A 15,791-nucleotide genomic window follows, 5' to 3' on the forward strand; every position below is an offset into this window, starting at 1 on the left:
AAAATGTGACCTGTGACTAGGAGAATTATGGTTTAGATAGACAAACGCCCTCAAAAAAAGTGAGGGCGTTATGATTAATCTTTGTACAAAATTAGGCGTTAGGGTTTGGCAGACCGCCCAATGCTTCGTATAGATTTGGTAGGAAAGCGCTGAACTCGCCACACATTAGAGAGAAGTCTGCGTCGAAGCGAGCAGCCTGATCTTCGCGTGGGATGTCATCGTTTTGATCTTTTAGTTCATCAGAGAACTTCAGACGTTTGATGCCAGAATCTTCTGCCATGATGAATTCGATACGATCTTGCCAGTTCAGTGCTAGCTTAGTTACCACTTTGTCTGCAGCGATGTGGTTGCGGATTTCATCGGTTGTCAGTTCTTGCTTCTTACAACGAATCACACCACCTTCTTCTAGCACAGACTTAAGCTCTGCTTCGTCCATCATTGTGATGCCTTGTGGTGTATCACCAGTTTTTACCCACTCAGTCAGAGTCGTTTCGATCGCAACTTCTGGGATTGCTGGTACAACAGGTAGGCTACCCATTGTCTTACGTAATAGTGCTAATACGTCTTCTGCTTTTTTGTAGCTGCTTGCATCAACAAGGATGAAACCTTCTTTTGGCATGATCAGTACGTAAGTGTGGCTGCTACGGCTAAATGCACGAGGCAGCAGATCCATTACGATGTCATCTTTCAGATTGTCTTTCTCTTTCTTTTTAAGAGGACGACCTTCTTGTGCTTCCATCGCTTCTACTTTTGCGTTTAGTGAATCTTTGATCACTGAAGCAGGTAGCATCTTCTCTTCTTTCTTAGCGCAAATCAGAATGCGGTTTTCAGAAACGTGCGTCATCATGTCGCCATTTCTACCCATCGCGCTAACCCAGCCAAACTTTTGCTTATCTTGGCTGCCACAAGGGGTGAATCGGAACTCGGCAAGTTGAGTTTCCAGTTGATCGGCGTTGAAGTTAACCTCGCGGTTAACACGGTATACCAGACAGTTTTTAAACCACATAAATCTTCTCTAGGCTTGATGACAAGAGACTAATCATAGGGAATTTTGCCGGCGTTGTCCTAATAGAATTGAAAAAGATCATGATGAATCTCAAAAGAAACTTATATGAAAATTTGTTTTCAAAGGTCACAAAAGTGTCATAATTGGTGGTAATAATGCTTATGCATAGAGGGGCGCTTTGTCCTTGAAATTCATTAGCTCAACTCACATAAGGTTATTCAATTATGTCTAGAAGGATTCTGGTTGTTGAAGACGAAGCTCCGATTCGCGAAATGCTCTGCTTCGTGCTTGAACAGAAAGGTTACCAAGCAGTAGAAGCAGAAGATTACGATACTGCGGTAACCAAACTGGCTGAACCCTTCCCAGATTTAGTGTTACTAGACTGGATGCTACCAGGCGGTAGCGGTATCAATTTCATCAAACACATGAAGCGTGAAGAGTTAACTCGTAACATTCCTGTTGTGATGCTCACCGCGCGTGGTGAAGAAGAAGATAAGGTTCGCGGCTTAGAAGTCGGCGCTGATGACTACATCACTAAACCTTTCTCACCAAAAGAGCTGGTTGCTCGTCTTAAAGCGGTAATTCGCCGCGTGACACCGACAGCGCTTGAAGATGTGATTGATGTTCAAGGTCTGAAATTAGATCCTGTTTCTCACCGGGTTACCGCAAATGATGAAGCAGTAGATATGGGACCAACAGAGTTCAAAATGTTGCACTTCTTTATGACCCATCAAGAGCGTGTATACAGCCGTGAACAACTGCTAAACAACGTTTGGGGTACTAATGTTTATGTAGAAGATCGTACCGTTGATGTGCATATCCGTCGTCTACGTAAAGCACTTGAAATGGCGGGCCATGACAAGTTGATTCAAACCGTTCGTGGTGCAGGTTACCGTTTCTCGACAAAGGCATAACATCGTTAGCAGCTTATCAATACCATTTATGGAGTAATGAGTGGTTGAAAGATTGACTTGGAAAAAGCTGGCCTGGGAGCTGGCTTTTTTTTACACCCCGTGGGTGATCATAGGTTGGATATTCGGTTATATGCCGTGGTTGCTTTTGGCTGCCACGGCTTTGCAGCTTGTATGGCATTTACATAATCAGGTGCGTTTGTCGGCTTGGTTGTGGGATGAAAAACGTCTGACACCACCATCTGGCAGTGGCAACTGGGAATCGTTGTTTAACGGTTTGTACCGCTTGCAGCAACGTCAGCGTCGCAAACGCAAAGAGCTCACCAACTTAATTCGCCGTTTCCGCAATGGTGCTGAATCACTGCCGGATGCGGTGGTGGTCTTTCGTGCTGAAGGCAATATCGTGTGGTGTAACAAGCTTGCACAGCACCTTTTGGGGTTCCACTGGCCGGAAGATTCTGGACAACCTATTTCTAACCTAATTCGTACCCCAGATTTTATTAAGTACATCAACAAGCAAGACTTCTCTGAGCCGCTAGAAATGCGTTCGCCATTGAACGTCGAACGTATGTTAGAGCTGCGTATCGTGCCTTACACCGAAGGAGAACACCTGATGGTGGTGCGTGATGTAAGCCAACTTAAACAGCTTGAAGGTATGCGTCGTAACTTCTTCGCTAACGTATCTCATGAACTTCGTACACCGATGACGGTACTGCAAGGCTATCTTGAGATGACGGAAGAGCCAGACATGATTGTTGGACCAATGTGGACCAAAGCTCATGGTGTGATGACAGAGCAGCTCAATCGCATGAACAGCTTGGTTAATCAGCTTCTGACGCTTTCTAAGATTGAAGCGGCACCAATGCATGAACTGGAAGATGTGGTCAATGTACCTAGCATGTTAGAAGTGCTAGAGAAGGAGGCCGTAAGCTTAAGTGGCGATGATCAGCATCAGTTGAAGTTCGATGTTGATTCTACTCTGCGTGTGCTCGGTGATGATGACCAACTGCGTAGTGCGATTTCTAACTTGGTGTATAACGCGGTTAAATACACACCTCCGGGGGCACATATTAACGTTCGTTGGTATCAAACTGCCCAAGGCGCTTGCCTAGAAGTAGAAGACAGCGGTGATGGTATTGAGCCACAACACTTGCATCGATTGACCGAACGTTTCTATCGCGTGGATAAAGCTCGTTCACGAGATACGGGAGGCAGCGGTCTAGGTTTAGCCATCGTGAAGCACGCGTTGAGCCACCATGATTCTCATCTCGAAATCCACAGTGAAGTTGGCGTTGGCAGTAAGTTCTCTTTCGTTCTGCCAAGTCGTTTGGTGGTGAAGTAATGAGCGTCGTATCCAAAGTAATCAAGAAAGTTACTCTAGCCACACTGGTACTCTCCAGCGTGGCCTTTGCACAAGATGAACCGCTGCCGAATTATCAAAAGACAACTGGCATAGCCGGTAACTTATTGTCTGTCGGCTCAGATACGTTAGCGGGTATGACCACGCTTTGGGTGGAAGAGTTTAAATCTATCTACCCGAATATTAATGCTCAGGTACAAGCTTCTGGCTCATCTACTGCGCCACCGGCGTTAACAGAGCAAACTGCGCAATTCGGGCCAATGAGTCGCTCAATGCGTATGCGAGAGATCGAAGCATTTGAGCGGGTGCATGGTTACAAGCCAACGGCTCTTCGTGTTGCGATTGATGCTATTGGTATTTTTGTGCACCAAGATAATCCAATCAAAGGGCTTAACTTCCATCAGCTGGACGCGATGTTTTCCGCGACATTGCGCTGCGGTGAAAGTGAGTTCATCACTAACTGGCGTGAGTTAGGCATCAAAGCTGAATGGGCAAAACGTAACTTGCAGTTGTTTGGGCGTAACTCGGTATCGGGTACCTACGGTTACTTTAAAAGTAACGCCTTGTGTGGCGGTGATTTCAAAACTCGTGTGAATGAACAGCCGGGATCAGCATCAGTGGTGCAGTCTGTGGCATCAACGATTAGCGGTGTTGGTTACTCCGGTGTGGGTTATCGAGTTGCTGGGGTTCGTTTAGTTCCTATTGCGAAAACAGGCACAGATTACGTTAGCCCAGTGCGTGAAAATATTATCTCAGGTAAGTACCCACTATCGCGCTACCTCTATGTATACGTGAATAAACATCCTGATTATCCGTTAAGCCCAATTGAATCTGAGTTCATTCGTTTTATGTTCTCTGCCCAAGGGCAAGCACTGGTCGCGAAAGACGGTTATGTTCCGATTACTGCCGATTTTGCTGCAAAGGAACTAAAAAAGGTCGGTTTGTAAGCCGACCTTTTTTGTTTCATTGAATTTGCAGTTAGAAGCTCAATACCCATCCTGCGCTTTCCCAGCGTTGTTGTTCTTCCTGCAAATCGGCATCGAGCAGTTTGTTATTCTCCAGCCAATCTTCTTCAGTGCAGGTAAGTACCCACTTATTTTCTTGTATCGACAGCGTCAGCTCTGGCAGTGGATCGTCGTTACGCTGACCGTTGACCACAATAGCTAGACGCAGAATCTTAATTAAGTTGATGATGTCACTCTCTTTGTAGAGATTGAACTCTGGGAGCTCACTCAGCTTAAGGGATTTACGTTGGAAGCGAGCTAAGGTCGCCAATACCAATTGCTGCTCGCGGTTAAAGCCCGGTAAGTTGGAGTGCAGCAGAATGTAGAATGAGTGACGATGGAAGCCGCGCAGACTGATGCTCAAGCCAACTTCATGCAGTAAAGCCGCCCATTCCAGTAAATCAAACAACTCACTCTTTTTCTTGATACCAAGTTCAGTACGAACATTGCTCAACATCTCCCTTGCATGACCTTTTACGCGTGCCGCGTGTTCAATATCAACGCGATGTTGTTTAGCTAGGTTCTCTGTGGTGCGCATACGAATATCAGACCGAGCGAAGCGCTCTTCCATCTCGTAGAGCAAGCCCTCACGTAACGCACCATCCGAGAAGAACATCTGGTTGATTTTTAGTGATTGGAAGATGGCAGATAAAATGGCTACACCTGCGGCAAAGACTGGCTTACGCTCGTCACTAAGACCAACAAGCTCGATATCATCAATGGAATCAAACTCGCATAGCGTGTCGATAAGCTTGCCTAAACGCTTATTGGTGACAAGCCCATCTTCATAACCTAAACCAATCAAGACTTCGCGTATTGCTTTGATAGTACCGGAAGATCCAAGAGCAATATCCCAGCCTTTCTTACGGTATTTTGAGGCAATGGATTCCATGCGTTGTTCTGCGGCGAGAATCGCTTTGCTGAAGTTCTTACTCGACAGTTTGCCATTATTGAAGAACTGCTCGGTAAAGCTCACGCAACCCATTTGCTTACTGTTGAGAAGTTCAGGTTCGAATTCTTGACCGATGATCATCTCGGTACTTCCGCCGCCGATGTCGACGACCAACTTGGAGTTAGATTCTGCTTGAGTGTGCGCGACGCCAAGGTAGATGAGGCGAGCTTCTTCTTCGCCCGGGATGATCTCAATTGGAAAAGGCAGCACCTCTTTGGCTCGTTTAATAAAGAGGTGGGCGTTGTTAGCGCGCCTTAAGGTGTGGGTGGCTGCAATTCTTACGTTTGAAGCTTCAAAGCCTTGTAAGCGTTCGGCGAACATTGCGAGGCACTCAAGGCCTCGCTCCATCGCGGCATGGCTGAGATTTAACTCTGAATCGAGTCCGGCAGCTAAGCGGACGCGTTGTTTATGACGGCTGACTAATTGCAGATCACTTCCCACAACTTTCGCCACTACCATATGGAAGCTGTTCGACCCGAGGTCAATTGCGGCAATATGGCGTACATCTTGTTCAAGTATTTGAGGCATCTGATTTTTGTTTTCTTATTTGCTTTTCTATATGTTTAAGATAGTCGTAGATAGCAACTTGTGAGCGAACTTTTTTACGATTACCTCGTGGTACATAGCTATTGCTCATCTCTTTATCGATTAACCGAGCCTTTACCGTATCGGTAAAGTGAATGTTAGTGATATCAATAATTCTTTGTTTCAAACGAGGATCGCGGATTGGTACAGCAACCTCAATGCGGTGGTCGATATTGCGAGTCATCCAGTCAGCTGACGAGATATAAACTTGTGGATCACCACTATTGTGGGTGATGATCACGCGAGGGTGCTCTAAGAAACGGTCAACAATACTGATAATACGAATGTTTTCACTCACCCCTTCAATACCCGGCACGAGTGAACACATACCGCGGATTATCATATTGATTTTTACCCCCGCATTACTGGCTCCATAGAGCTTGTTGATGATGCTTTTGTCAACCAAGTTATTGACTTTGATGGTCAAAATCGCTTTCTTTCCTGCTTTTGCATTCGCAATCTCACCATCGATTAGACGATATAGCTGTGTTCGAGAGTTACGTGGAGAAACAATCAAATGGCTAAACTTAACTGGGCGGTACGGGTTTTCGATATATCCGAACACATTGCGTACCTCGTCGGTGATCTCCTGATCGGCAGTGAGTAAGGAAAAATCAGTGTAGATGCGTGCTGTCTTTTCATGAAAATTCCCCGTGCCAATATGGGCATAACGAATAATCTCGCCTTCTTCTCGACGACTTATTAAGAGTAATTTGGAGTGGATCTTAAGGCCTGGCGCACCAAAGACAACGTGCACACCTGCCTCGGTCAGTATCTTAGACCACTCGATGTTAGCTTCTTCATCGAAACGAGCTTGTAACTCCACAACAACCGTGACGCCCTTGCCATTGTGTACGGCATCGATCAACGAGTTCATTAAGCGTGAGTCTTTAGCGACGCGATAGATATTGATTTTTATACTGAGGACTTTTGGGTCGAAAGAGGCTTGGCGAACTAATTCAGAAATATGATCGAAGGTGTGATAAGGGTAGTGCAGCAATATGTCTTTTGTTTTAATTGCTTCAAAGCTGTTTGCGTAACCTTCAAAGTCGGCACACTTCATTGGTGGCATCGGTTTGTTTTCTAAGTAGTCACGGCCAACGTTTGGAAAATCAATGAAGTCCTTGAAGTTATGGTAACGGCCACCAGGAATGAGGTTGTCATAGCTAGATATTCCCAGTTTATTACATAAGAAGTTCAGCATTTTCTGTGGCATATCACGTTCATAAACAAACCGAACGGGTAGTGCTGTGAGGCGTTGATTAACCCCTTCAGACATTTGCTCAAGCAGGCTATATTCTATTTCAAAGCGTAAGTCATATTCAGCATCCCGAGTCATTTTCATCGCATAACCTTTGAGTTCATCGTATTCAAAAAAGCCTTTGAATAGCTCATCGAGACAATAGCGGATTATGTTGTCGAGCAGGATGATCGTTTTACGTCGCTTACCCTTTCTTTCAGGTAGCATGACGAAACGAGGTAAGTGATCGGTTGGGATTTCAATTAAAGCATATTGAGATTGATCGCCTTTACGTAAGTCAACGGTAATGTATGCGTACTCGTCTTTGAGAAATTGCAAAACATCGATGTCATCTTTGATTAAAAGTGGTGTGATATGCGGCATGACTTCTTTACGGAAGTACTTGGTGATCCAACGCTTTTGCGTGTCATCAAGCTGATTTTCGTTCACTAAGAAAATACGGCGCCTAGCCATCTCCCGAATTAGTTCACTATATAGCTCATCGAACTGCTCGTTTAGCCTCAAAGCTTTGGTTTGCATCTTAGTTAACAAGTGCTTAGAGTTATCACTATCACCTCGATCTTGGCTAATTAAGATCCGACGTTTTACGTCTGCAAAGCGTACTTTATAAAACTCATCCAAGTTATTGGAAAAGATTCCAAGAAAGCGAATTCGCTCAATGAGAGGAACGGTTTTATCAGCGGCTTCTTGTAGTACTCGCTCGTTGAAAGACAACCAACTAAGTTCTTTTTCTATATAGAGTTTTTCTGAGCTCATAACCTTACCTAGCCTAAAATAAAGTAGATCCGTACTCACCAGTGAGATACAAAATGATGAGTCTGAACATTATGAGGTTTACGTTACAGTTTTATTTCATAATAAGATCTGTACAAGAGTTGTATTCTTTTCAGTTGTTTAATGTGATCTGTAATATAATTGTCATCTTAACGACATATTCTAGTACTAAGTAAAAAAGGGTAGAGAGATCAATGGCACAAGCCGAGTTTTCATTGCAGGAGAAAGATAAGAAACGATTGATTAAAGATCGTTTAGTCCGAATTGCAGTGACATCCGGTGGTGTAGGCGTCCTTGCTGCTCTTGTGTTGATCTTTGTTTATCTCGCGATGGTGATCATCCCTCTGTTTTCTGATGCAGAGATCGAAACCAATTATGCCGCTCGTGCAACCCAAAGCGGGAAGCCACTCGCAATTTCCGTTGATGATTACTCTCAAATCGGTTTGGTTTTAACCCAATCCGGTGAAGTTCGTTTTCTACCTCTTGATGATTCTAGCAAGCCTGCGCTTTACACTCAGCAGATAGCTAACAACCCAGTGGCGTTTTCTCAGTCTGCACCGGGACTGGGGTGGTATGGTTTAGTCGATGGCCAAGGTAAAGCACATATTTTCAAGCCGGAGTTTAACGCGACGCTGCGCGAAAACACTCGTCCACCGGAAGTGATACCTTTTAGTTCAAGCATGAACATGCAGCTGACAGATGCCAGCGACCCGGTGACAAAGTTTGTTTTTAGTACATCCCCACAATTCCCAACTCTAGTATGGCAGACTCAGAGCGGAGTGCTTAAAGCTCGTTGGCAAGAGCCCCAAGTACTAGATGCGCTACCCATAACGGTTAATTACACCTTTTCTTCCGGTTTTGACTCGCCAGACCAAATACTGTTAACACCTGATGGGCAAAACTTGTACTTGCGTAATGGCTCTGAGTTAATCGTACTTGTGAAAGATGAAAGTAAGTTCTCGGTACGTGAAGTGATCGATCTAACGCAAGGTGATACAAAGCATTCAGTGAGAACGATGGATTTGCTAGCTGGGGCGTATTCTCTGCTCGTTACGCATAATGATGGTCGTGTATCGCAATGGTTTGATACGTTGCAGGGCGACAAACGTACTTTGACTCACATTCGTGATTTTAAGTTGGCGTCTGAGCTGAAGTATTTACTTCCCGATTCACACCGCAAAGGTTTCTACAGCTTTTACACCAACGGTACGTTGCAAAGCCATTACACCACCAGTGAGAAATTGGTGTTGTTTAAGCGAGCCTACACACAAGCGCCAGCGATGGCGGGGATGTCGAATAACGAGCGCTATCTGATTACATGGCAAAACGGCGAATTGAATGTCGCGTTCGTTGATAACCCGTACCCCGAAGTCTCTCTGTCCTCCTTGTGGCAAAAGGTTTGGTATGAAGGTTACCCTGAGCCAGAATTCGTTTGGCAATCCACCTCAGCCAGTGACGATTTTGAAGCGAAATTCAGCTTAGTACCAATTGCGTTTGGTACCATTAAAGCGGCGATGTTCGCGATGCTGTTTTCGGTACCACTGGCAGTTTTAGGCGCAATTTATACCGCCTACTTTATGTCGCCACGTATGCGTCGAGTGGTGAAGCCATCAATCGAGTTAATGGAAGCTTTGCCTACGGTTATTATTGGTTTCCTTGCCGGGCTCTGGTTCGCGCCGATTGTGGAAGACCATCTGATTACCGTTGTGGTGATGCTGTTCGTTCTGCCTCTAAGCACTATGGTGATGGGCGGTCTATGGGCACTGATCCCACAGCCGATACGTAACCGCTTTCCTAATGGGTGGCATGCCTTAGTATTGATGCCTTTGCTTCTGTTGTTGATCGGGCTGGGTGTGTGGGTGTCGCCAATGCTTGAGCAAGCCTTCTTTGGCGGTGATATGCGTTTGTTCCTGACTGACCATGGTATTGGCTTTGACCAACGTAACGCGTTGGTGGTTGGTTTGGCGATGGGATTTGCGGTTATACCAACGATTTTCACCATTGCCGAAGATGCGATTTTCTCTGTACCTAAGCACTTATCGGATGGTTCATTAGCACTCGGCGCGACGCCATGGCAAACCCTGATTTATGTGGTCCTGCTGACAGCCAGTCCGGGTATCTTCTCGGCAATCATGATGGGGCTTGGTCGTGCTGTGGGTGAAACCATGATTGTATTAATGGCGACGGGTAATACGCCATTAATGGATTGGAACGTGCTAGAAGGCTTGCGCAGCTTGTCGGCGACCATTGCGGTTGAATTGCCAGAGTCGGAAGTGGGCAGTTCTCATTACCGATTGTTGTTCCTATCGGCATTAATTTTGTTTGTCTTCACCTTTGCGGTGAACGCCTTGGCAGAATGGGTTCGTCAAAGACTAAGAGATAAATATCGTGCGTTGTAATCAGTTAACGGAAGAGCGAGTAATAGCGTGTTAAATTGGATTCGTTCTGGCGCACCTTGGATTTGGTTAACCGGGGGAGCAGTGAGTATCAGTTTGCTTTCTGTCCTCGGTTTATTGCTATTGATTGGCTGGAAGGGGCTTACTTACTTCTGGCCTGCGCCACTTTATCAATGGAACGTTGCTGCGCTGACTCCGGTGCAGGGCGAAGTGCTGCATGAAAACTCGATTCTGGTTGGCCAGGTTTACGAGCGCAGTTTCGTACCAAGAAGTTACCTACCAAAAGAAGCGGCAAATAAACTCGCGGATGACGAAGAATTTGCGACACGTTTGAACATCAAAATTGCCAACCGCGAATTGTACCCAGCTGACTTTATCTCGGTACTGAAAATGCAGTTGGATGAGCCGGCGACGCCGGGCGAATGGGCAGTGATTGAGCGCAGCAGTGGTGGCTACTTTTTCGGTAAGTTTGTTGCTTTCCAAGATGGTAACACGCGCTACGAAAACAACATTCAAACGCTTTTGGATCAGAAGCTTGATGATGCAGAAACCTTGCATCACGAAATCGACATGCTGGTGGATGATCAAGTAAAAGACTTGGGTTGGAAGCTAGAACAGCTTCGCTTAGACAAGCGCAAGCACGAGCTTAATGACACTATCACCGAAGAGTTTTTGGCAAACAACAGCCAACGCAAAGCAGAAATTGAAGCAGAGTTAGCCAATCTAGACATGCAGCTTGATGGATTGCGTTTGGGCTTCTCCGATTATGCGCTCATTGTCGAAGACATGACCGGGACTCAAGTTTCGATTCCGTTAGAAGACATTTTGGACTACTGGTATCCCAACCAAATGTCACTGCCTGAAAAGGTGGCTCATTGGGGGAAACAGGTTAGGAAGTTCCTCTCAGAAGACCCACGCGAATCGAATTCTGAAGGTGGTGTTTTCCCAGCGATTTTCGGTACAGTTTTCTTGGTTATCATTATGTCGATCATCGTGATGCCATTGGGGGTGGTGGCAGCGATCTATTTGCATGAGTACGCTAAGAACAATGCGCTTACTCGAGTCATTCGCATTGCGGTTATTAACCTTGCTGGTGTTCCTTCGATTGTTTACGGTGTATTTGGTTTGGGCTTCTTTGTTTACACAATTGGTGCCTCGATCGATAACCTGTTTTACGCTGAAAGATTACCTGCTCCAACCTTTGGTACGCCGGGCTTGTTGTGGTCAGCATTGACGTTAGCTGTATTGACGTTACCGGTGGTGATTGTCACCACGGAAGAAGGTTTAACCCGTATTCCAAGCTCTGTTCGTCATGGTTCGCTAGCCTTAGGCGCAACGCAGTTTGAAACTCTGTGGCGTGTGGTTTTGCCTATGGCAACCCCTGCGATCATCACTGGTTTGATTCTAGCGATTGCTCGTGCTGCGGGTGAGGTTGCACCCTTGATGCTAGTGGGAGTTGTGAAGCTGGCTTCTAGCTTGCCAGTGGATGGGCAATTCCCTTACGTGCATTTGGACAGAAAGTTCATGCACCTAGGCTTCCACATCTACGATGTCGGATTCCAGACGTCAAATATTGAAGCCGCGCGTCCGCTGGTTTACGCGACTTCCTTCTTACTCGTGACCGTGATTGTGGGACTAAACTTAACAGCAATCAGTATTCGTAATAACCTGCGTGAGAAATACCGAACTTTAGGACAAGATTAAGCATGTTTAACTTTGATAATACATTGGGTTATGAGCCGCCGTTGGATGTTCATAATCTAACGGATGAACAAACGGCTATCTCTATCGAGAACCTTAATCTTTTCTATGGTCAGGCTCAGGCGCTGCACGATATTTCCATGCGCATTCCGAAAGGGCGTGTAACGGCATTCATTGGCCCATCAGGCTGTGGTAAATCAACACTATTACGTTGCATTAACCGTATGAACGACTTAGTGGAAGGCTGCAAGGTGACGGGTAAAGTTCGTTTGCACGGTAAGAATGTCTATAACCCAAGTGTTGACGTGGCAACATTGCGTCGCCGTGTCGGTATGGTATTCCAACGCCCTAATCCATTTCCTAAATCAATTTATGAGAATGTGGTTTACGGCCTCCGTCTGCAGGGCGTTAAGACTCGCCGAACTTTGGATGATGCGGTTGAGCGCTCGTTGCGGTCTGCGGCATTGTGGGATGAAGTTAAAGACCGTTTACATGAGAACGCATTTGGACTTTCTGGCGGACAACAGCAGCGCTTGGTTATTGCACGTGCCGTTGCGATTGAGCCAGAAGTACTATTATTAGATGAGCCGACATCAGCATTGGATCCAATATCAACTTTAACTATTGAAGAGCTTATCAATGAGCTCAAGACTCAATATACTGTGGTTATCGTTACCCATAACATGCAGCAGGCGGCGCGCGTAAGCGACCATACTGCGTTTATTCATATGGGTAAGTTGATTGAATACTCGGATGCGGATTCGATCTTCACCTCTCCAATGAAGAAACAAACCGAAGATTACATCACCGGTCGTTACGGTTAAGCCGCGACCTTTCAAGGATTAAAAAGAAAGCCATGCACTTTGGACGTCATATCTCAGGACAATTTAACGTAGAGCTAGAATCGATTCGTACCCATGTACTTACCATGGGTGGCTTAGTAGAGCAGCAACTGTCGTATGCTATTCAAGCCTTACATAAGGAAGACATCGAACTGGCACGTAAAGTTGTGCGTGATGATCATAAAGTGAACGCGATGGAAGTCTCTATTGACGACGCTTGTACCCGTATCATCGCTAAGCGTCAGCCTACGGCAAAAGATTTACGCTTGATCATGGCTATCATTAAGACCATCACAGATCTTGAACGCATTGGTGATGTTGCGACACGCATTGCCTACGTAGCGATCGAAAGCCCATCATCGCAAGAGCGCCAATTCCAAGTCTCGTTAGAGCCTTTATGTCGTCAGGCGATCCAAATGCTGCACCAAGTACTCGATGCTTTTGCTCGAATGGATGTGGAAGCGGCCGCAGAAGTACATAAGCTTGACGATAAGTTAGACGCGGAATATGAAGCAGTGATTCGCCAGTTGATGACTTATATGATGGAAGACCCGAAAAATATTCCTCACATTCTGCAAGTGATGTGGTCGGCTCGTGCCATTGAACGTGTAGGTGACCGTTGCCAGAATATATGTGAATACATTATCTACTTCGTGAAAGGGAAAGATGTACGTCATCTCGGCGATCAAAGTTTAGATGACGTTTTATCTAAAGATGAATAACAATGCCTGTTGAAAAGGTCGCACTCCAACTATTGCCTAGTAAGGTTTTCTTTTTATCAATATAGTTGAAGTCGCCTCCTACTCTAAGCCCAACATGTTCGTTCAAAAACAGAACCCACGCGCCTGAAATGCTTGCTCCTGAACCATGGGCGCTTCTTGATTTATCGGACCAGATATAGTCCCGTTGCCCTTCATACTCTACGAGGCCTGCTTCAATTTGAAAGCCAAGCTTATTCGGATGGTCTAAAAGTTGATATTGGCCTCCTATTCGGTAGGTCTTTAATCGGTCTTTATCCCATAATAACTCAGCGGATGTGTGAGAGTAGCTCATATAGAGAGCATCCAATCCGAGGACATCCGTTCCCCCAAGTTGCAAGCCTCCCCCTGAAATACCAGCCCCCCAGTATGGGCCCATTTTTATTTCAGGGGATATGTGTAGGCTCTTCGCTGAAGTGACACCTGGTAGCAAAACTAAGATGAACACTAATAAAAGGGTGTTTTTCATATTTATTGCTCCTGTAATCGCCCTCCTTGGCAACATGCAAAATTAATTTATCATCTGAAGTTAAACTGGATACCTACACCTCCAGCAACGTCAGACGATGAATATTTGCCTGATGATTCATAGTGGAATGTACCTGAAAGGCTAACTTGGTCCGTTAAGCCGTAAGCGCCGCCAATTGCTATTGCTTCTTTACTTCCCGCGAAACCAACACCAGCACCGATAGCCAGTTCACCATTTGTCGCATAAGGTCGAGCATTAGTGACAGCGTGTAAGCTTGCTCGGACTCCGTCCATTTGTTCTGCTTGCTGGTTTAAGCGGTAATCATATTCTGCCGCTAGCCCTTCCAAGTGAATCAATCGATCATCGGTGGTATCGCGCTCAATAGGTTGCTCTGGAGAAGCTGGTTGAGGTCGATTGGGTGGGGTAGAGTCTTCAATTGGGTGAACAGGCTGCTCTTCAATTGGATTAGTTGGAAGTTGTGGTTTTGGTCGCTCAGGTACACCTGGAATACCGTTGTCTGGCTCAGGAAGCGTTGGATGCTCTGGTGCAGGCTCAATCGGTGGAGCAATTGGTAGCTCTTCAATTGGGTTAGTTGGAACTTGTGGGATTGGACGATCTGGGACAACCGCGGAAACTGAGCTGAAAGAAGCCAGTAGGGTGCAAGCAGCGGTTAGCTTTACAAGTTTTTTAGTCATGTCTGAACTCTCAATAAGTAAACGAGTGACAGCATCCTTACTGTAAGCAATCGCTTTTTGTCATTTCCCTTAAAAGCAGGGCTATCTTATTGAGAAGTTTTATTTATGACCAAGTAACTGTCGTTATCTTGATGATAATCAGAACTTATTAGCTTGTAGTTTTAGACCTTGTTGGATAAGCTCTGTTAACCATTTTACTAGTGGGTTATTCCGGTTTCGAACATGCATGTGACAATGCACGGATTTCATTTGTGGTTGACCATCAATCGTGACGTCAACGGCTCTTAATCCCGGAAATTGCTCAACCGGAAGTAAATTGGAGTGAGGTAAATACATGTCAGTGTGTTTAACGACATCAAGTATTGCAGAGACCATTTCTGAGCGAAAGCCAATGCTGTGTTCAACGCCCATTTCGGTAAGAAGCTCAGACGCGTAACTGAACTTGTCGTTCCACCCAGGGGAAATCAAAGAAGCAATTGGGTATCCGCCAAGATCATGTGGTTCAACATGAGGTTTGGTGATAGGGTGATCTTCACGGACAAAAATACGTCCCTTCAAATCCAGTATTTTAGGTGTGTATATCTCTTTATTGCTAAGGAGTAATTCGTAGTTCACACCTATCAGTGTTTCACCCTTTAAGATTTCATCGACAGTGCTGTTTGACCAACCAACCAATTCAAGTTGAGCATTAGGGGCAAGAGAACGCATCTGTTCGAACAGAAACCCGGGCAGGCAAGTCATTGTGATTGGTGCCAGTGCAATTCGAATTTTGTTGTCCACTTCGGCAGGATCAAACTGATGAGAGCGATTAACTGCGGCAGCTAAACCATCGAGGTGCGGCGTAATATCGTTGGCGAGAGATTCGGCGAACGGTGTTGGTTCAAGACCTGTTTTTACTTTCACAAACAGCTCGTCATCGAAGTGGTTGCGTAGCTTTTGTAGCGCTTGACTGATGGCGGGCTGTGAGACAAACAAGCGCTGTGATGCTTTACGCATGTTTCGCTCTTGCATCAAAACCATAAAGGTCTTGAGCAGATTCAGGTCAAGGGTGTGAAACAGGTCTTTCGCCATGATACA

Annotated in this window: 13 protein-coding genes; 7 read left to right on the forward strand and 6 right to left on the reverse strand. The window is 45.6% G+C overall.

Annotated features, from left to right (window positions below):
* Positions 1-91 precede the first annotated feature (91 nt).
* Complete coding sequence (gene rdgC, locus J4N37_RS02585) at positions 92-1,006, reverse strand: recombination-associated protein RdgC (RefSeq protein WP_005445276.1); 915 nt, start codon at positions 1,004-1,006, stop codon at positions 92-94.
* Between the two features lie 224 nt (positions 1,007-1,230).
* On the opposite strand from rdgC, the gene phoB reads away from it, so the two are divergent.
* Genes phoB through J4N37_RS02600 form a run of 3 tightly spaced genes read left to right on the forward strand, consistent with a single transcriptional unit; the run spans position 1,231 to position 4,224 of the window.
* Positions 1,231-1,920 (forward strand): phosphate regulon transcriptional regulator PhoB, encoded by a 690-nt coding sequence (gene phoB, locus J4N37_RS02590; protein WP_010446098.1) that lies wholly within the window; start codon positions 1,231-1,233, stop codon positions 1,918-1,920.
* A gap of 40 nt (positions 1,921-1,960) precedes the next feature.
* The gene (gene phoR, locus J4N37_RS02595) at positions 1,961-3,259 is read left to right on the forward strand and encodes a phosphate regulon sensor histidine kinase PhoR (RefSeq protein ID WP_252041620.1); all 1,299 of its coding nucleotides are present in this window, start codon (positions 1,961-1,963) and stop codon (positions 3,257-3,259) included.
* Entirely contained in the window at positions 3,259-4,224 is a 966-nt protein-coding gene (locus J4N37_RS02600; protein ID WP_010446102.1) for a PstS family phosphate ABC transporter substrate-binding protein, read from the forward strand. Before phoR ends, J4N37_RS02600 begins: the two co-directional genes overlap by 1 nt.
* 31 nt (positions 4,225-4,255) lie before the next feature.
* On the opposite strand, the gene ppx is transcribed toward J4N37_RS02600, so the two are convergent.
* Together ppx and ppk1 are read right to left on the reverse strand one after the other, a co-directional pair.
* Entirely contained in the window at positions 4,256-5,761 is a 1,506-nt protein-coding gene (gene ppx / locus J4N37_RS02605; protein WP_252041621.1) for an exopolyphosphatase, read from the reverse strand.
* Entirely contained in the window at positions 5,745-7,835 is a 2,091-nt protein-coding gene (ppk1, locus tag J4N37_RS02610; RefSeq protein ID WP_252041622.1) for a polyphosphate kinase 1, read from the reverse strand. Before ppk1 ends, ppx begins: the two co-directional genes overlap by 17 nt.
* A gap of 212 nt (positions 7,836-8,047) precedes the next feature.
* On the opposite strand from ppk1, the gene J4N37_RS02615 reads away from it, so the two are divergent.
* Genes J4N37_RS02615 through phoU form a run of 4 tightly spaced genes read left to right on the forward strand, consistent with a single transcriptional unit; the run spans position 8,048 to position 13,514 of the window.
* Positions 8,048-10,252: an ABC transporter permease subunit gene (locus J4N37_RS02615; protein ID WP_252041624.1), complete on the forward strand. Its 2,205-nt coding sequence runs from the start codon at positions 8,048-8,050 to the stop codon at positions 10,250-10,252.
* A 27-nt stretch (positions 10,253-10,279) separates the two neighbouring features.
* Positions 10,280-11,953, forward strand: a complete 1,674-nt coding sequence (gene pstA, locus J4N37_RS02620; RefSeq protein ID WP_252041625.1) for a phosphate ABC transporter permease PstA — start codon at positions 10,280-10,282, stop codon at positions 11,951-11,953.
* 2 nt (positions 11,954-11,955) lie between these two features.
* Positions 11,956-12,774: a phosphate ABC transporter ATP-binding protein PstB gene (gene pstB, locus J4N37_RS02625; RefSeq protein ID WP_010446113.1), complete on the forward strand. Its 819-nt coding sequence runs from the start codon at positions 11,956-11,958 to the stop codon at positions 12,772-12,774.
* A gap of 32 nt (positions 12,775-12,806) precedes the next feature.
* A complete protein-coding gene (gene phoU / locus J4N37_RS02630) occupies positions 12,807-13,514 on the forward strand; it encodes a phosphate signaling complex protein PhoU (protein ID WP_045393605.1) in 708 nt (235 codons plus the stop codon).
* On the opposite strand, the gene J4N37_RS02635 is transcribed toward phoU, so the two are convergent.
* From J4N37_RS02635 to J4N37_RS02645, 3 genes are all read right to left on the reverse strand, one after another.
* Positions 13,501-14,019, reverse strand: coding sequence for a hypothetical protein (locus tag J4N37_RS02635; RefSeq protein ID WP_252041626.1), 519 nt, complete (start codon positions 14,017-14,019; stop codon positions 13,501-13,503). The two genes, phoU and J4N37_RS02635, sit on opposite strands and share 14 nt — an antisense overlap.
* A 50-nt stretch (positions 14,020-14,069) precedes the next feature.
* The gene (locus J4N37_RS02640) at positions 14,070-14,714 is read right to left on the reverse strand and encodes a YadA C-terminal domain-containing protein (protein WP_010446117.1); all 645 of its coding nucleotides are present in this window, start codon (positions 14,712-14,714) and stop codon (positions 14,070-14,072) included.
* A gap of 138 nt (positions 14,715-14,852) precedes the next feature.
* A complete protein-coding gene (locus J4N37_RS02645; RefSeq protein ID WP_252041627.1) occupies positions 14,853-15,785 on the reverse strand; it encodes a LysR family transcriptional regulator in 933 nt (310 codons plus the stop codon).
* Between the last annotated feature and the right edge of the window lie 6 nt (positions 15,786-15,791).

This window comes from Vibrio sp. SCSIO 43153, assembly GCF_023716625.1.
Lineage (GTDB): Bacteria > Pseudomonadota > Gammaproteobacteria > Enterobacterales > Vibrionaceae > Vibrio > Vibrio rotiferianus.